We start from the raw sequence: 16948 nt of genomic DNA on the forward strand, positions 1-16948 counted from the left end.
ATATAACGGCTATATTACTAATCCTCTAAGACTATATCCTCTTTTTTTAGGTCTTCTATCAGTTTCTGCTTGTAATGAGTGAGAGAAAGTATTTTTTGGCCTACCCAAGATTTTTTAAATAAGTCAAATAATTCTTCATTTTCAATGATATCTTCTGGTCCGATAGGTTGTTCAATTAAATGGTTATCTTTGCAAAATGATATTAGGGGATTATTATCTATTGTACGGTAGGATGTATAATTAATAGTATTGTCAAAAAAATAATAAATAAAACTCTGAAAGTTATCTTGGGTGTGTATGAATCCTAATCCAAGAGATGAGTCGCTAGGACTAGGAGAAATTTCAATTTTTACGGGAAAATTGAGAATGTAATATTCAAATAAGTCTTCTTCATCAGATTTAGATTCTTCAAATTTATCTAATAATGGAATCAATATGTTGCTATTGAAGCGTAGGGTATTCATATCCTCTAACATAAAAAATACAGAATCTGCACTGGCCCTAAATTTTCCTGATTCTATTAAACGAAAACTATAGTCACGCATCTTACTATCCGTTTGTATATTTAGAAAGTAAGCAACAAAATATTCTTGGAAAGAACGATGGGAGAACTTGTATCTGTTTCCTTCTTTGTATAGTACACACAGACAGTTTTCTAAATCGTGGATAAAACTGCCTATATTGAGTACGTTTTTAATTCGAGGAGGAAATTTTTTAAAAATTTCTTCAATCTCTGGGAAGGTAAACTCTGTTTTTGCTTTTTGGTATGTCAGAAGACAGAAGATTGCAAAACACTCTTTAAAAGTATCTGAACTTAAATCTGATAACATTTTTCGTCGATAACTTTTCGTAGCATCGTGCTTTGATAACATGGTATCAAAGGCTTGATAGTAGAATAGGTGTAATTTTTGCGGAATTTCTGCATAGTCATTGTAAGTGGAGAGCATAATATTTAGTAACAGAGGATTTGAAGCAAAGGATTCATGTCTATCATATAAACCACTCTCTAGATCACGAATAAATTTATTTTTGAGTTCTTCATCGGGATATTCAATTTTAGTAATAAGACTAATGGCTTGTTCTTTATTAAAAGGAACAGCTTTTAAAACTGTGAAACGTTGAAATTCAATGAATTCGGATTCGCTATAAGGTCTGGACGAAAGGATATAATGGTTTTCAGGATATTTGTCACAAAAATCATTTAACTTCTTGAAAAATTCTTTTTGGTTTTCGCTATACAATTCATCATAGCCATCCAATAGGAATAAAAAGCATCCAGATTGAAGTGCATAATCTAAATATTCTTCTTGAAATTTATTGTGAAATTGATTTAGTTTTTTTAACAGTAATTTTTCAAGATCTAAATGCTCCTCTTCGTTGAAATCTTTTAATTCAATAAAAATAGGAATATAGTCTTTTAATTCTAATTCACTTAGAAAAAGGTGTTTCATGAGAGTGGATTTACCAATTCCACCAGAACCTTCAATGATTAAAAATTTTGAGATATCAGTTAGTACTCTTGTTTTTGTGGGCTTGATGAGTTCGGAACCTTTTTCTAAAAAAGGAACTTCAAAAAAATCATACAGTCTTTTGGGCTCAATTCCGTAGATAATCGTTTTAATTCTACTGTATTTATCATAAGATTTTGTCAAATAAGCTTGGAATGGAATTTCTAGATCAATTTTTACCTCATTATAGGTAATTTTTAGTTTATTAGCTATTTTTGAAATTAGAGGTGAGAGATACTCATCAAAAATGGCATTCATAAATTTACTTGCTAAGTCATTGTTAAAGTTTTCGTCCATCATTTTTTGCTCCTATGTATTTTTTAGTGTATATCTATAGAATATCACCCCATCTTTCTTATGTCAATATAATTATAAGAAGAACGTCAATATAGTTGTATATTGCATTTTCAATTCTTGAATATGTAATTAAAAATGAGCTTTACCAAGCTTGTTTTTAAATTTACATCATATGTGATATACTAGTAAGGGAAGAATTTTGAGTAAGACAAATATGCTCAAAGATTTGAAATAAAAATAGAAAAGAGAAAACAAAATGGTTTTACCAAATTTTAAAGAAAATCTAGAAAAATATGCTAAGCTCTTGGTTGCAAACGGAGTGAACGTGCAACCTGGTCATACTTTGGCTCTCTCTATCGATGTGGAGCAACGTGAGTTAGCTCACTTAATCGTCAAAGAAGCCTATGCACTTGGAGCCCACGAAGTTATCGTTCAATGGGCTGACGACTTTGTAAACCGTGAGAAATTCCTTCACGCGCCGATGGAGCGTTTGGGCAATGTGCCTGAATACAAGATTGCTGAGATGAACTACCTCCTTGAAAACAAAGCAAGTCGTCTCGGTGTCCGTTCTTCTGACCCAGGTGCCTTGAACGGAGTGGACGCTGAAAAACTTTCTGCTTCTGCAAAAGCGATGGGAATCGCCATGAAGCCGATGCGTATCGCAACTCAATCTAACAAGGTTAGCTGGACAGTTGCTGCTGCAGCTGGACTCGAGTGGGCTAAGAAGGTCTTTCCAAATGCGGCGAGCGATGAAGAAGCAGTGGACCTCCTTTGGGACCAAATCTTCAAGACTTGCCGTATCTATGAAGAAGATCCAGTTAAGGCTTGGGAAGAACATGCAGCTATCTTGAAGAGCAAGGCGGAAATGCTCAACAAAGAGCAATTCTCAGCTCTTCACTACACTGCTCCTGGAACAGACTTGACACTTGGCTTGCCTAAGAACCATGTGTGGGAATCTGCCGGAGCTATCAATGCTCAAGGCGAAGGTTTCTTGCCAAATATGCCAACAGAAGAAGTCTTTACAGCCCCTGATTTCCGTCGCGCAGATGGTTATGTAACGTCTACAAAACCTCTTAGCTACAATGGAAATATTATCGAAGGCATCAAGGTGACCTTTGAAAATGGTCAAATCGTTGATATCACAGCTGAAAAGGGTGACCAGGTTATGAAGGACCTCGTCTTTAAGAATGCTGGTGCGCGTGCCTTGGGTGAATGTGCCTTGGTACCAGATCCAAGCCCAATTTCACAGTCAGGTATTACCTTCTTTAACACCCTTTTCGATGAAAATGCTTCTAACCACTTGGCTATTGGTGCAACCTATGCAACGAGCGTTGTTGGTGGAGCAGAGATGAGCGAAGAAGAACTGGAAGCTGCAGGACTTAATCGTTCAGATGTTCACGTTGACTTTATGATTGGTTCCAACCAAATGGATATCGATGGTATCCGTGAGGATGGAACACGCGTACCACTCTTCCGCAATGGAGATTGGGCAATTTAAGGAGAAACTATGATTGGAAGTATGTTTGTCGGTCTTTTGATCGGACTATTAGCAGGAGCTATCACCAATCGTGGAGAACGGATGGGATGCTTCGGAAAAATGTTCTTGGGTTGGATTGGTGCTTTCCTGGGTCAAATGCTTTTTGGAACTTGGGGTCCTATCTTAGCTGATACGGCTATTATCCCATCAGTTTTAGGCGCCATGATTTTATTAGCCATCTTTTGGAGAAAAGACAGCTAGTTTTAACTTGCTAGAACAGAAAAAGAGGTTGGAAATCTTCCAACCTCTTTTTTATGAGCTGCAATAAGACTGATATGCGGCTAACTTGGCTTTCAGTGACTGTTCCTTTTTATATTGCCTCAAGTATGGTACAATAAAAACATGAGAATTCAACAATTACACTATATTATTAAAATCGTAGAGACTGGTTCGATGAATGAGGCTGCCAAGCAACTTTTCATTACACAACCGAGTCTATCAAATGCCGTTCGTGATCTAGAAAATGAGATGGGAATTGAGATTTTTATCCGAAATCCTAAGGGAATTACCCTCACACGTGATGGGATGGAGTTTCTATCCTATGCCCGTCAGGTTGTTGAGCAAACGCAACTCCTAGAAGAACGTTATAAGAACCCAATCGCTCATCGCGAGCTTTTTAGTGTGTCTTCGCAGCACTATGCCTTTGTAGTTAATGCCTTTGTTTCCTTGCTCAAGAAAAGCGATATGGAAAAGTACGAGCTTTTTTTGCGTGAAACCAGAACCTGGGAAATCATTGACGACGTCAAGAACTTCCGCAGTGAAGTCGGAGTCCTCTTTTTAAATAGCTATAACCGGGACGTACTTTCGAAGATGTTGGATGACAACCATCTCGTTGCCCACCATCTCTTTACAGCCCAACCCCATATCTTTGTCAGCAAGTCCAACCCTCTTGCTAAAAGAGATAAGGTGCAGTTATCCGACCTGGAAGACTTCCCATACTTGAGCTATGACCAAGGAACCCATAATTCCTTCTACTTCTCAGAAGAGATTTTGTCACAGGAACACCACAAGAAATCCATCGTGGTTAGTGACCGTGCGACCTTGTTCAATCTCTTGATTGGTTTGGACGGCTATACCATCGCGACTGGTATCCTTAATAGTAATCTTAATGGAGACAATATTGTCTCGATTCCACTTGATATTGATGATCCCATTGAGCTGGTTTATATCCAGCATGAAAAGACAAGCTTGTCTAAGATGGGTGAACGTTTCATCGAGTACCTACTTGAAGAAGTTCGCTTTGACAGCTAATGAATTCTATTAGAAAAGAAAAGGAAAAATGACACCAATGAATACCAATGATTTTGATTTTCACTTGCCAGAGGAGCTAATTGCTCAAACTCCTTTGGAAAAGCGCGATGCCTCTAAACTCTTGATGGTCAATCGCAAAACAGGTGAATTTCAAGACCGCCACTTTCACTCTATTATCGAGATGCTAGAGCCAGGTGATGCCCTAGTTATGAATGACACCCGCGTCTTGCCAGCACGACTTCATGGTCAAAAGGAAGAAACAGGTGGACATGTTGAACTCTTGCTTTTGAAAAATACAGCTGGAGACGAATGGGAAGTACTGGCTAAACCAGCTAAACGTCTCAAGGTCGGCACCCGTGTTATCTTTGGTGATGGTCGACTTAGCGCAGTCGTGACTGAGGAATTAACCCATGGCGGTCGTATTGTCCGTTTTGAGTATGAAGGAATTTTCTTAGAAGTACTTGAAAGTCTTGGAGAAATGCCTTTACCTCCTTATATTCACGAAAAATTGGATGACCGTGAACGTTACCAGACAGTCTATGCCAAGGAGAGTGGATCAGCCGCTGCCCCAACTGCAGGTTTGCATTTTACCAAAGAATTACTAGAAGAAATCCAGCAAAAAGGCGTTCATCTAGTCTACCTGACCTTGCACGTTGGACTTGGGACCTTTAGACCTGTTTCAGTAGATAATTTGGATGAGCATGAGATGCACTCAGAGTTTTATCAATTGTCTGAGGAAGCAGCAGCGACCTTGCGTCGGGTCAAAGAAAATGGTGGCCGTGTCATTGCTGTGGGGACTACCTCTATCCGTACGTTAGAAACCATCGGAAGCAAGTTTGATGGGCAAATCCAGGCTGACTCTGGCTGGACTAATATCTTTATCAAGCCAGGCTATGACTGGAAGGTGGTGGATGCTTTTTCTACTAATTTCCATTTGCCGAAGTCTACCTTGGTCATGCTTGTCTCAGCTTTTGCAGGCCGTGAATTGGTCCTCAAAGCCTACCAACATGCTATCGATGAAAAATACCGTTTCTTTAGCTTTGGCGATGCCATGTTTATCTACTAAAAAACGAGCAAATCAAAACTAGAAATAAAAAGGCTAATTCCTACTTGGATTAGCCTTTTTTCGATATATGATAGCTATTGAATTAAAAGCAAATAAATGATACACTGAAGACTACGATACAGCCGTCAAATATATGCAAAATCTGACGAGCTACTTTTATCTGTGTCTATTTCAAAGGAGATTTTTATGAAAAACAAAACATTGCGCTATACGAGCCTATCAGTCCTGACCTTGTTGGCTGCCTTGACCTTGGTTGCCTGTGGTGGAAAGACTGACAAGAACACGTCATCTTCAAACCAAAAGGAGACAACAAGCAAGGTGACTACAGAGTCCGCAAGTAAAACTGAAGCAGGCCAAAAAGAGGAGCAGAAGTCAGAAACAAATAGTGCGGCAGAAGCTACAACCACTCAAGCAGAACAAAAGGAAGATAAGCAAAAATCACAAGAGGCTTACGCTAAGTTTGTAGGGACTTGGGAAAACTACGCGGGAACCACTGCAACAGTCACAGCAGATGGAATTGTAACAATCCAAAGTGCAAATGGAACCTTTAAATACGAGATGGGGCAAGTAGAGGAAAAAGATGGCTACTACTCAACAGGTATTCATCTTGTCGGTGGTGGGCAAGGGGCACGACTGATCTTTACCCCAGCTGGAGTCCAAAACGAAGTGACAGGTACAGACGGTAGCCAAGATGTCTTGTCTATCGGTCAATCTGTAAGTGACAAAGATAACCAATTTTACCGTAACTAAGAAGATCAATCAGAAGTAAGGGTGGTGAAATGTCCTTGCGTTCTAACCAATTTTAAAAGGAGTATAAAATGAGTACGGCTTTTGTTATTTTCTTTATCATCTTTATGTTTCTAATCTTTGTTTTTGTAGCAGGGATTGTTTATTGGGCTATTAGCCACGCCAATAAAAACAACAAAGAATACCTAGAAATTAGTGACCGTGAATGGTACAGCAAACGCTATTACAAAAAGTTGGTCAAAAGCGGTCAGCTAGAAGAGGAGTAGTGGGATATGAACCGTCAGTCAGAAGAATTAAATAAGGAATATTTTCAAGCGCTGGGTTCCACGAGAGCTTCTGTTAGAATGTTGAGTTTGGCCTGGGCTGGTTTGTTTGTATTGAGTATCGACCTGACTCATGTATACTTTTTTATCAAGGAGCAGTTCACAGTAGATCCCTTTTCGAATGTCCCTTTTCTTTTTCTATGTCTCCTTCTATTGCTCATGCTGGGCTGTCAGATTATGTCATTCAGCAAGACATTCATCTATAAACATCAACTCTTTAGTACTGCGATGCTCTTTGTACTAATCAATGGGATTCATCTTTCATTGGTTTTAATGGATTATATCCTCACTATTTTAACGAATGAGGTTCTAAAAAATTCGCTGATCTACTCGCTGATTTATTGGTTAAGTTCCATTGGTTTATTCATGGGGTTAATTGTTTATAATGCCAGTTGGTTAAAAAAGCAACTAAGAAAAGGATTTTCAGATAAACGAACAACTGCTAACTATATAGCCTTTTCAAGTGTTTACAGTAAACCATCCCTTTGGATTATTCTAGGAGTTACTTTGTTAAGCGGAGGATTGGCTAGTTTATCCGGTTATTATTTGCAAACATTTGGGATTGTGAGCAATATAGTGTTTATTTCAGCTTTTTCAAGATTAATCGTCGAAGTTGGTTATCTACTTTATCTAAGAAGTAAGGATAAGACCTATTGGGAAGAAGTACCTAAGGAAACCAAGAGTCAGTCCTTTTTGAAAACCATAGACCTTAAAAAGGCAAAGCACCGCTTGACTACAGAAGTTGTCTTATTTTTGACTCTAGCAGTGTCTTTAAAACTATTGAATATAGATGCTGAAAATAGCCCGATTTGGCTTATATGGACAATAAGAACTTTTGGTTATTCAATTCTTTTGGATACCACTATTAGTTTTATTTATTATCAGATTAAAAAGAAGAGATAGAGAGAAAGAAAAAGCAGAAAGCCTTCTTTGACTATTTAGAAAGAGGTGGTAAGAGTAATGTTAGATAAAATGAAACAGTTTAAGTGGTTGATAATAGTATCTTTTATCTTATTAGTTATTCCTTTGTATCTCGCTTATAAGAATTCTCAAGAATCCAGTACTCTAAAAACAGCTTTTGAAAAACAGGATAGAATCGCAGTTCTTCATTATTTAATGACGTCGGAAAAGTACGCATCTCAAATACGTAAAGCGGGATACATCATTCCATCTGATGGTGCCATTCGTCTAGACGGAGTCATTTATCCACTTGAAATAGAAGGAGAAGTACATTTGAAAATCAGCCCTCCTCAGAAAGATACAAAAGATTTTCAGTTATTTTTCATTACACAAGTTAATGAAAAACAAACATATGTAGCTTTCGTGTTAGATAAAGACCTTAATTTAATTTATTCTAACTATTCTCAGGATAACGACAGTGGAAAAAGAGAAGGAGTCTCTATCTCGCAATCCGAAGAAGATCGTTTGTTGAAAATTGTTCGAGGAGAGATTGATGGCTTCATGGAAAATATGTATCGGATCTTATATGCCTAAGTATAGATATAGGTACTGCTAAAAGTAAGCTCTTAAATACAGATGTTGCGCGTGGAAATCGAAAACACATTGTCTGGTTGATCCGATGGCTGAAGGCAGTTGAACGGTACAGAAATAGTCGAGTTAAGAAGTAAATATAACAAAGGAAATAGAAAGAGGTCAAGATGTTTTTTCTTAGACGCCGTCGTGTATTTATCGGCGAATGTGATGGTCAAGCGGTCTATTATGACCAAAAGACGAGAGAGGCTTTAGCTGCTCCCAAGAGTGTCCTACTCAATACTGAAGGGGCTCGGAAGACCAACGCTTATATTCCTGAATTGGTGATTTTCTTCATGGCCGGTGGAACGGGTGGCTTTGGCTTCCTTGCAGCTATGAGTATCGGGGTCTATAACTGGACCAGTTTGAACTTCATCCTATTATTTTGGTTGGCTGAGTTTTTGTTTATGGTTGCTTTACTCGAATGAGCTCTCTATAAAAATGTACGCAAGGCCCAGCCGACGACAGAAAAGGTTTTTTACTATGCGGCTTCTCATAACCTGATGGTGGGGGAAGAAAACTTTGAACCGGCTAAGCTGTCGACTAAAATCTTCCGAATTGTTCGTTTTCTAATAGTTGCCACTAATATCTATTTGCTATATATTTTTTATAATTACACTCAAAAGTTTGGTCAGGAGATTGAACTAGGTTATGAATTTTGGGTAGCTGGATTAGTAATCTTTGCGCTCGTGTTAGTGTACAACCAAAACAATCCAGTTCGCTTTGTGAAAATTATGAAACTATACAGCCAAGGAAAAGTGCGATTTAAGAAAGAACAGGATGAAAGCGGAACGTAGCATATGCTAAATCGCTAACAACACAAAAAGCCCTACAACAGGGCTTTTTTTTATTGCTTTCTAATATAAGAAATCAATTCCGTAGTTTTCTTTTAGATAGGTCGCCAACTCGGCTTTTTCTTCCTCTCTAAATCGACAGAGGCTAAGGGCGAGACGCAATATCAGAACACTTGTATCGATGATGACGTTTGACTTAGAAATATCTTCTAGCTGGGTCACCTCTCTCAGGTCAAAATCTAAATAGCAAGCCTTGCTGTTGACATGGTCGGGGTCACTGACATCCACTTCAACATACGATGCTCGCAACAATTCTTCTTTTGGGATGAAAATTTCTTTTGAGAAGAATAACCCAGGATAGACATAAATACCTTCAAAGGTGAATTCAAAGGAGAGCCTACGACTAGAAAGTCTTTTGATGCCTGCAATCGTTGAATAGATAGCAGCGAAAAAGAGGATGGTTGGAACCACAGTAAGAAGACTAAGCTGGGAAAAGTCGATCAATCCATGCGCGAGGAAAAAGAAAAATTGAAAGAATACACCCGCCGCAAAGACTAGATAGCCGACACCGACAAATTTTGAATAATAGATTTTCATAAAACCTCCAAATATAGAATTGAACTCACCAACGCTCAGTAGAAGGCGTATAGGTCGTGCAGAGATAAAATTCTAGGTATTCCCATCATATCCTATGGAGCGAAGTTCTGTCAACCTTTTAGCAATCTTCCAACCTTAGTTATCCTATGAACTAGCATATGGAATGTGGTATACTAGGATTATAATGAAAACAAGGATACAAGTAAATCGGAGGATAAAATGGAAAAGCAAATTAATGATAGCTTTGGAGCGTGAAGCTAGAACGAAGCTACAAAATGAAATTTTAAGGAGGTTGAAAAAATGACTGAAGTGCTTGATATAAAAGTAGAGAAGAATGGTTTACTCTTTTACGGGACATTCTCAGAAGGTTTCTTTGAGGAATGGCTTAAAATTGTAAATGTCCTGCCTTCAAAGGAAAGAATACGAGATGGTCTGCTATTACAAATTGGTTTTAGTATATATAAACTTGTTCAATTAAATATGGACCAATTTAGGATAATGTCAGTCAACTATGAGACAAATCCTTTTAAAGAGTTTACTGATGATTTAACCTTGGCTCTTTGGATTCAGGCTGAACAAAGTAGACTGGTTAAAGAGTTCGATTTTGAAGTTTCTGATATTAGATTTGATGAGAAAATAGTGTTAGCCAAAGATGTCTTTGAGAGTCAACATTATTATTTGCAGAGACAAGACACTGATCGAAAAGGTGATTCGGGCTGGTTTATTGGCTATCAAAATCAAGATACAGATGATTTTGTTGCTATGTATGCTTTTGAAATATTGAAAAAGAATCCAAAACTAATAAAATCTTTGATTCTACCAGTGGACTATTTAGTAGTGGTTAATGGTGGAGAAGTTCAAGCGATTCTGAATGAACAAGATGAGGAAATTTTTTCCGCTTCGTAAAGATAGTCACTTTATTTGGTACAGAAAAGCAACCTATTTTATATTTTCTAGCTAGTGAATGACGAATGACATCTAATAGTCTTGTCTATGAACTCAAAAAAGGAGGATAAAATGATAGAAAACTTTGTAAAAGTGGCAGATATGCCCCAAGAAGTGATTGAAAAATACAAGGATCAAGTACCAGCTGAGTTAGTTCAAATTTGGCAGGAAGATGGTTTAGGAACCTTCTTAGATGGTTATCTAAAAGTCATCAATCCAGATGACTATCTTGAACTTCTCCGAGATAGCTATTTCAGAGGAGATATCGCTTTTCCTATGTTCGTAACAGCATTTGGAGATATTGTAACTTGGGAAAAGAATGCCTTTGTGGGAATTGTTCAATACAATATTCAAGATTTGGATATTATTTGTAAGGGAATGGATTTATTCGTTCAATATTTAGATAACGAATATATTACAAAAAAATTTGAACTTGATTTATATAGACAAGCTGTGTCAAACCATGGTACTCTGTCTTATGACCAATGTTTCGGTTTTGTTCCACTCCTGGCATTAGGAGGGTTTAAAGATGTGGAACACATGGATAAAGTCAAAGTTCTGGAGCACATTTACCTCATGTACCAACTCACAGGCGGAGTGTTTGACGATTGATAAAGAAAGAACCACCCTCGCGGTGGTTTTTTTGTGGATTGACCAGAGCTGATACATATGGTTTGTGGTATACTAGGATAAAGGTAATCCAAACTTTGACAACATATTTTCATAGATAGAAAGAGGTATGTATGTTTTTTCTCGGACGCCGTCGTGTCTTTATCGGCGAATGCAATGGTCAGGCGGTCTATTATGACCAAAAGACAGGAGAGGCTCTAGCTGCTCCAAAGAGTAGGTTGCTCAATACTGAAAAAGCTGGTGACACGAATTCCTTTATTCCTCAATTGGTAATTCTCTTACTAGCAGGTGGGCCTGCAATTTCGGGCTTCTTTTCCCTCAAGTTTATTGGTGTCTATAACTGGTTCAGTCTAGCCTGTATTCTTCTATTTTGGTTGATGCAGTTTTTCTTGTTGGTTGCTATACTTGAACGAGCACTTTATAAAAATGTTCGAAAGGCCCAGCCAACGACAGAGAAAGTCTTTTTCTTTGCAGCATCTCATAATTTGTTTGTAAAAAACCAGTTTGATCCTAGACAACTGTCTGCTTTACCTTATCGATTTGCCCGCTTTGTAGTAAATATAGTGTCTATCTATTACTTTTTGTATTTCTTGATTCTTCCTCTAAAATTTGGCCAACCGATTGGTGATGAAGGCTATGGTTTGTGGTTTGCTGGCTTGTTATTCTTTTCAGTATTTCTTTTGTATAACCAAAACAATCCAGTTCGCTTTGTGAAGATTATGAGATTATACAGCCAAGGAAAAGTACGATTTAAGGAAGAAGTGGAACATTGAGAAACTATCTTGGGATTCTGCTAAATATCTAGAGAAAATCTTTTAGAAAAACAAAAAAGCCTTGTAAATCAAGGCTTTTTCCTGTTGTTTAGATGCCCCCTGCAGGCTCTTTGAAAGAAACTTAGAAAAATCTAAAATGAAATTATTTCAAAATGGGGTAAAAGCAAAATTTCCCTCCCTACTTTCTCAATTATTCCTAATTTTAGTTCCAAAAAGCTTCAATTTATAATCTAATTATAATATGGGTAATGGGTACTATCTTATTACATTCAGATTTTTGTTCTCTTCAAAGAGTTATGTAGGCTTTATGGTTTTAAATAGGTAAAAAGTTGAATTATAGTGAGTTTTGTGTCACAATAGATAGTATATAAATCATTAATAGAATAGAAATAATATTTTCTTACCTTTACAAGTAGTATTGGTTAGACATTTTTTCGTCTCAATTGTACTTATCTCTCAAGTTTAGCTAGTTTTTATAAGCTCTGTTTTCGAATCAATAAAACAAATTTCAGAAGTGCAAAAGACAAGATGGTGACATTGCTACAGTCAGTCGCCATGTCTTGCTGGCACAGGCTGTTTGTGCCGTCAGCTATTTACCAGTCAATTTGATCAAAGGGCTTAATTATTATTTTTGAAAGGTCTTTTATGGAAAAAATTCTTTCTTTAGGTCTGACAGGTAAGAAATTACTTGTTCAGGGTTTCTTGTTTGTTCTGCTAGGTCTTATCTTGATGGTCACGGGAACTTGGTTGCCAGTGACGGTTATTCGACTGGTTCTGTTTTTAGCTTGGATAGCAACGGTCTTAGATTTAGTATTACGTATTTTCAAAAAAAGTCAGTCAACGGACACCTTGGGAGTTGCACTGGTTAAATTGTTAGTGATGGGATATTTGCTAGGCTCGAATCTTGCTACTGATGTGCCAATTTATATTTTGGCTCTTGTGATTGGAATTTCTCAGATTTTTCATGCTAGTATCAACCTTGTCACCTATGTTCTCTACCGCAAAAACAAAATTCGACCTCGTTTTCGTTTCTTACTAGATGGTCTCGTACTAGTTTTTCTTGGTGGGACTAGTCTTTTGTCCTCTACAGGAAATTCTGTCTTTCAACTCTTTGTATTAGGGGCTTATTTTTTCCTTTATGGTGTGTCCAATATCCGTGATGGTTTCTTGTTTGAGGAGGAAATTGGGAAAAACCATCTCAAACGTCGTGTCAGAATGAGCTTACCTATTGCCCTAGCCGCTCTCATCCCTGCAAGTACTTTAGCAAAAATCAATAAATTCATGCAGGAAAATGCTGATGAGGAAGAGGAAATCTATCTTGGAATGGTGAAGTTTGGTAAGACAGCAGATCTTGAAATTTTCGTTCATACAGCGGAGACTTCTCTATTTTCAGCTATTGGTCATGTGGACCTTTGTTATCAAGGACGTGTGATTTCTTATGGAAACTATGATCCGTCATCTGAGACCTTATTTGGTATGGTTGGAGATGGTGTTTTATATTTTTGCGACCGTGATAAGTACATTGACTTATGTAAACGGGAGAGTCAAAAAACGCTATTTGGTTACGGAATAGATTTGACACCGGAAATGGAAGAAGCGGTTCAGGAAAAATTAGCTGAATTAAAACAACTAACGATTCCTTGGGAGCCAAGCGCAGATAAAATTAAAACGGAAGATGGTAAGGAAGACTACACCTACGCTTATAAAATCAGACATGAGACGGATGGGGAACTTTATAAATTTATCAAATCTAAGTTTAAATCCTACTTTGTCTTATCTACAAACTGTGTGCTCTTGGCTGATACCATAGTCGGTCAGGCTGGCACCGATATCCTCTCACCCAAAGGATTTATCGCTCCAGGAACTTACCAAGCCTACCTTAATCGAGAGTTTGAAAAACCAAATAGTATAGTCGTATCTAAACATGTTTATTAAGGAGAATTTATGAACTTAGTAAAAAAATACACCCCGTTAATACTTTTTATAGGGCTGGTTGCTCTTGTAATTCTGAATGCATCGAGCTTTATATCAGGAGCAATCTCTCTCTTTGATGTAATATCAACCTTGATTTATGGTGCTGTTATTGCTTTTGTGCTCAATGTTCCCATGAAAAAAATTGAACAGTACTTAGTTAAATTGAAGGTAAAGGCAGAGTTGCGTCGTCCGATTGCCATGGTACTTGTTTTCCTAGCTCTTATCTTAATCGTGATTGCTCTTTTGGTTTTGGTGCTGCCAACCCTAGCCCAGACTATTAGTCAGCTGGGAACAGTCCTTTCAACAGTCCTTACTCAACTTGGGAAATTGCTAGGCAGCTCGGAATTTGTAACCAAAGACATGTTGTCAACTATCGTATCAGGAATTCAGGGACAGTCTAGCTCTATTAGCCAAGCTTTGATAGGTTTTTTATCAGGTCTGACTAGTAATATCGGCAATATTTTTTCAAGTTTGATGAATGCCTTTTTGATTATAGTCTTCACCTTTTTATTTTTATCCAGTAAGGAACATTTGGCAGCGATGACGAGTCGACTTCTAAAAGTTTTTCTTCCAGAGAAGGTGGTGATAAAGTTGACTTACATTGGACAAGTAGCACTAGAGACTTATGACCAATTTTTGATGAGTCAGCTGATTGAAGCAGTTATCATAGGAGTTATGATAGCGGTTGGTTACAGCGTGTTTGGGATACCCTATGGAGTAATGACAGGTATCTTTGCAGGAGTGCTATCGTTCATTCCTTATGTAGGGCCTATGATTGCTTGTGTTGTGGGAGCGATTTTTATCTTCACAGTCAGTCCTACTCAAGCCTTACTTTCTCTTCTTCTATATCAAGTTATACAGCTGATTGAAGGAAACCTTATTTATCCTAGAGTTGTAGGTCAGTCTATTGGTTTACCAGCTATTTTCACGCTTGCGGCTGCTAGTATTGGAGGCAATCTCTTTGGCTTACTTGGGATGATATTCTTTACACCGATATCTGCTGTTATCTATCGATTGGTTAAAGAATTTGTCGTTGCAAAGGAAAATCAGGTAGATTGAGAAAGACTGAATTTAATAAGATATACTAAGAAGAGAGTGAAAGATTCTCTTCTCTTTTATTTCTAAATGACTTGCTCTTGTTCTGTTGCGAAAATTTATGAATTCATAATAGCCCATTTTAATCTCTATGCGGATTGGCCATGTAATATGGGCACAAATTAGTATAGTTTAGTTAATTATAGACTAGCTCTGTACTGTAAAAAACAGTTGGTCTTATCAAATATTGCTAGCAATTGATTGAGAATAAATGATAAGTTTGATAAGGTTGGAAAACCTTTATAATGATTTGCTACAAAAAGTTATTTGACATCAAAAAAGCCTTGAAATCAAGGCTTTTTCCTGTTGTTTAGATGCCCCCTGCATGAATTTGTAAGAACTTTTCATATTGAAAATAAACAAAAGTGTTGAAATATAGCTGATTTTAGGGAAATACTTTTAGGTGTTTTCAATGTCAGGATTTAAAAATGGGGCAAAAGTGGGGCAAAAACGAATGACTCACATTTGGTTTGAAAACCTATAATACCTAATGATTATGCCATACTAGATATATAGTGTTGTTATAAATAAATGTCAGTGCGAGTTCAAATCGGAGGATAAAATGGAAAAACAAATTAATGAAAAAAAAGCCTTGGTTCCCAAAGCTTTTTAATGTTATAAACTCATTAAAATATCCCCCAGTTAGATTTGGAATATTTTTTATTCTGTGTCATATAAAAATAAATAAAATGAATGGTTATAGCTAGAGCTAAAATGGTTGTTATACTCACTACTATTATAGGATTAGAAGCAAAGATTAAAGAGAGAATCAAGGCAGCCAGATAGAGTGTCGCTTGGACACAGTAGTAACTTTTCGAATAGCGAAGATAGTGTTTGTTATGGGGCCCATTTACTAGGACAGCAGCTTGAAAGAGGCCAAATCCGATATAAGAGAAGCTGGTTGCAAAGAGACGATTAGCTTCAGGATTCAGAAGAAAACTCATCGATACAGTCATCATCATAAGCCCAATGAAAATAGGATAGTGACTGTAAATTAGAAATAGCCCCTTTTGATTAGATTTTTCATCAATAGCATGGTCGAATTGACCAAAATAAAACAAGAACAGAGAAATCATAATAATGAAATAAAGAACCGAATAAATCGAGAAATTCTCGATTGTAAAGAAGTTAGCTAGCTCCGTAATCATCTCTCCAAACATAATAATGACAAGAAGGGAGATGCGCTCGATTAAATGGGGGAGATTTACCTGGTAATGCTTATCTTTATTAAGCAAGATACTTGGCATAATAAATGTTAGCAGAATACTAGCAAATAAGACAGAGACTCCAACGTAAATAGGAAGAAGAGCTGCTAAATAGACTCCTAAACTTCCTAGACCTGTTATCCATAGAAAACCTTTGATACTTTCCCGATGAACATCATCGGTTGATTTTCTAAAAAATTCAACCAAATATTGAAAAAATAAGGTAAGGGTTAATGTACCAATAGCCCAACAGAGATAATGAAAATATTGTTGCCAATCAGGTCCAATCATATTGGCTATAAAGAGTAAAATTCCCATTTTGATAAACATGATTACTATGTTAAATAAAGAGTTCTTTCCATAGCGATTGGTATAATCGGTTTGAATCATCCAGGAATCGATGAGAAGCAAAGAAGCAATGAAAAAATCAAGGAAAGAATTCCAAGTCAAAATACCGTTATGAAGATGGTCAATTAAAGTAGTTACTTTTGAAATTGCAAAAACAAAAACTAAGTCATAAAAAAGTTCTGAAAATTCTACACGTTTATGTTTAATAAGAGTTGCCATCTTAAGACCTTTCTATTTTAGAAGTACAATTTATTATAACAGAAAATGGTAATGAGAGAAAAGGATATGCTTAAATAATTTCATGTGGCGCGAATTGTCAAAATCTTGA

The 16948-nt window shown here is 37.1% G+C and carries 16 protein-coding genes and 1 pseudogene; 14 read left to right on the forward strand and 3 right to left on the reverse strand.

What is annotated here, in order from left to right; all coding sequences use genetic code 11:
• Positions 1-17 precede the first annotated feature (17 nt).
• Positions 18-1808, reverse strand: coding sequence for an NACHT domain-containing protein (locus tag ACWPUA_RS04950; protein WP_320693626.1), 1791 nt, complete (start codon positions 1806-1808; stop codon positions 18-20).
• Positions 1809-2061: 253 nt separating this feature from the next.
• On the opposite strand from ACWPUA_RS04950, the gene ACWPUA_RS04955 reads away from it, so the two are divergent.
• The 9 genes and pseudogenes from ACWPUA_RS04955 to ACWPUA_RS04995 all read left to right on the forward strand — a co-directional run bounded on the left by ACWPUA_RS04955 (position 2062) and on the right by ACWPUA_RS04995 (position 9056).
• The gene (locus ACWPUA_RS04955; RefSeq protein WP_454379544.1) at positions 2062-3303 is read left to right on the forward strand and encodes an aminopeptidase; all 1242 of its coding nucleotides are present in this window, start codon (positions 2062-2064) and stop codon (positions 3301-3303) included.
• Between the two features lie 9 nt (positions 3304-3312).
• Positions 3313-3543 carry a GlsB/YeaQ/YmgE family stress response membrane protein gene (locus ACWPUA_RS04960; RefSeq protein WP_006149365.1) on the forward strand — a complete coding sequence of 77 codons (231 nt, stop codon included), beginning with the start codon at positions 3313-3315 and terminating at the stop codon, positions 3541-3543.
• Positions 3544-3684: 141 nt separating this feature from the next.
• Positions 3685-4593: a LysR family transcriptional regulator gene (locus tag ACWPUA_RS04965; protein ID WP_178894542.1), complete on the forward strand. Its 909-nt coding sequence runs from the start codon at positions 3685-3687 to the stop codon at positions 4591-4593.
• Between the two features lie 37 nt (positions 4594-4630).
• Complete coding sequence (queA, locus tag ACWPUA_RS04970; protein WP_016466264.1) at positions 4631-5659, forward strand: tRNA preQ1(34) S-adenosylmethionine ribosyltransferase-isomerase QueA; 1029 nt, start codon at positions 4631-4633, stop codon at positions 5657-5659.
• A gap of 186 nt (positions 5660-5845) precedes the next feature.
• A complete protein-coding gene (locus ACWPUA_RS04975) occupies positions 5846-6409 on the forward strand; it encodes an ABC transporter substrate-binding protein (RefSeq protein WP_454379547.1) in 564 nt (187 codons plus the stop codon).
• 68 nt (positions 6410-6477) lie between these two features.
• On the forward strand, positions 6478-6672 hold the full coding sequence (locus ACWPUA_RS04980) for a hypothetical protein (protein WP_454379573.1): 195 nt from the start codon (positions 6478-6480) through the stop codon (positions 6670-6672).
• A gap of 6 nt (positions 6673-6678) precedes the next feature.
• Entirely contained in the window at positions 6679-7632 is a 954-nt protein-coding gene (locus ACWPUA_RS04985) for a hypothetical protein (protein WP_414287846.1), read from the forward strand.
• Between the two features lie 57 nt (positions 7633-7689).
• Complete coding sequence (locus ACWPUA_RS04990; protein ID WP_373075327.1) at positions 7690-8223, forward strand: thiol-disulfide isomerase; 534 nt, start codon at positions 7690-7692, stop codon at positions 8221-8223.
• A 164-nt stretch (positions 8224-8387) separates the two neighbouring features.
• Positions 8388-9056 (forward strand): annotated as a pseudogene (locus ACWPUA_RS04995) (hypothetical protein).
• 60 nt (positions 9057-9116) lie between these two features.
• On the opposite strand, the gene ACWPUA_RS05000 reads toward ACWPUA_RS04995, so the two are convergent.
• Positions 9117-9650, reverse strand: a complete 534-nt coding sequence (locus ACWPUA_RS05000) for a hypothetical protein (protein WP_074324530.1) — start codon at positions 9648-9650, stop codon at positions 9117-9119.
• Positions 9651-9950: 300 nt separating this feature from the next.
• Between ACWPUA_RS05000 and ACWPUA_RS05005 the strand changes: the two genes are divergently transcribed.
• The 5 genes from ACWPUA_RS05005 to ACWPUA_RS05025 all read left to right on the forward strand — a co-directional run bounded on the left by ACWPUA_RS05005 (position 9951) and on the right by ACWPUA_RS05025 (position 15031).
• The gene (locus tag ACWPUA_RS05005; RefSeq protein ID WP_223333901.1) at positions 9951-10556 is read left to right on the forward strand and encodes an immunity protein Imm33 domain-containing protein; all 606 of its coding nucleotides are present in this window, start codon (positions 9951-9953) and stop codon (positions 10554-10556) included.
• Positions 10557-10667: 111 nt separating this feature from the next.
• On the forward strand, positions 10668-11207 hold the full coding sequence (locus ACWPUA_RS05010; protein ID WP_223333899.1) for a T6SS immunity protein Tdi1 domain-containing protein: 540 nt from the start codon (positions 10668-10670) through the stop codon (positions 11205-11207).
• 131 nt (positions 11208-11338) lie between these two features.
• On the forward strand, positions 11339-11998 hold the full coding sequence (locus tag ACWPUA_RS05015; RefSeq protein ID WP_454379551.1) for a hypothetical protein: 660 nt from the start codon (positions 11339-11341) through the stop codon (positions 11996-11998).
• Positions 11999-12643: 645 nt separating this feature from the next.
• Complete coding sequence (locus ACWPUA_RS05020) at positions 12644-13933, forward strand: hypothetical protein (RefSeq protein WP_004250748.1); 1290 nt, start codon at positions 12644-12646, stop codon at positions 13931-13933.
• Positions 13934-13942: 9 nt separating this feature from the next.
• Complete coding sequence (locus ACWPUA_RS05025; protein ID WP_036758387.1) at positions 13943-15031, forward strand: AI-2E family transporter; 1089 nt, start codon at positions 13943-13945, stop codon at positions 15029-15031.
• A 662-nt stretch (positions 15032-15693) separates the two neighbouring features.
• On the opposite strand, the gene ACWPUA_RS05030 is transcribed toward ACWPUA_RS05025, so the two are convergent.
• Complete coding sequence (locus tag ACWPUA_RS05030; RefSeq protein WP_454379554.1) at positions 15694-16839, reverse strand: low temperature requirement protein A; 1146 nt, start codon at positions 16837-16839, stop codon at positions 15694-15696.
• Positions 16840-16948 lie beyond the last annotated feature (109 nt).

The sequence above is a fragment of the Streptococcus sp. Marseille-Q6504 genome (genome assembly GCF_965111625.1).

Coding starts and splice junctions, on each gene's coding strand:
- ACWPUA_RS05000 (WP_074324530.1), bottom strand. CDS start 9,650: ATGAAAATCTATTATTCAAAATTTGTCGGTGTCGGCTATCTAGTCTTT.
- ACWPUA_RS04975 (WP_454379547.1), top strand. CDS start 5,846: ATGAAAAACAAAACATTGCGCTATACGAGCCTATCAGTCCTGACCTTG.
- ACWPUA_RS05020 (WP_004250748.1), top strand. CDS start 12,644: ATGGAAAAAATTCTTTCTTTAGGTCTGACAGGTAAGAAATTACTTGTT.
- ACWPUA_RS05005 (WP_223333901.1), top strand. CDS start 9,951: ATGACTGAAGTGCTTGATATAAAAGTAGAGAAGAATGGTTTACTCTTT.
- ACWPUA_RS04980 (WP_454379573.1), top strand. CDS start 6,478: ATGAGTACGGCTTTTGTTATTTTCTTTATCATCTTTATGTTTCTAATC.
- ACWPUA_RS04965 (WP_178894542.1), top strand. CDS start 3,685: ATGAGAATTCAACAATTACACTATATTATTAAAATCGTAGAGACTGGT.
- ACWPUA_RS04955 (WP_454379544.1), top strand. CDS start 2,062: ATGGTTTTACCAAATTTTAAAGAAAATCTAGAAAAATATGCTAAGCTC.
- ACWPUA_RS05015 (WP_454379551.1), top strand. CDS start 11,339: ATGTTTTTTCTCGGACGCCGTCGTGTCTTTATCGGCGAATGCAATGGT.
- ACWPUA_RS04960 (WP_006149365.1), top strand. CDS start 3,313: ATGATTGGAAGTATGTTTGTCGGTCTTTTGATCGGACTATTAGCAGGA.
- ACWPUA_RS05025 (WP_036758387.1), top strand. CDS start 13,943: ATGAACTTAGTAAAAAAATACACCCCGTTAATACTTTTTATAGGGCTG.
- ACWPUA_RS05030 (WP_454379554.1), bottom strand. CDS start 16,839: ATGGCAACTCTTATTAAACATAAACGTGTAGAATTTTCAGAACTTTTT.
- ACWPUA_RS04985 (WP_414287846.1), top strand. CDS start 6,679: ATGAACCGTCAGTCAGAAGAATTAAATAAGGAATATTTTCAAGCGCTG.
- ACWPUA_RS05010 (WP_223333899.1), top strand. CDS start 10,668: ATGATAGAAAACTTTGTAAAAGTGGCAGATATGCCCCAAGAAGTGATT.
- ACWPUA_RS04990 (WP_373075327.1), top strand. CDS start 7,690: ATGTTAGATAAAATGAAACAGTTTAAGTGGTTGATAATAGTATCTTTT.
- ACWPUA_RS04950 (WP_320693626.1), bottom strand. CDS start 1,808: ATGATGGACGAAAACTTTAACAATGACTTAGCAAGTAAATTTATGAAT.
- queA (WP_016466264.1), top strand. CDS start 4,631: ATGAATACCAATGATTTTGATTTTCACTTGCCAGAGGAGCTAATTGCT.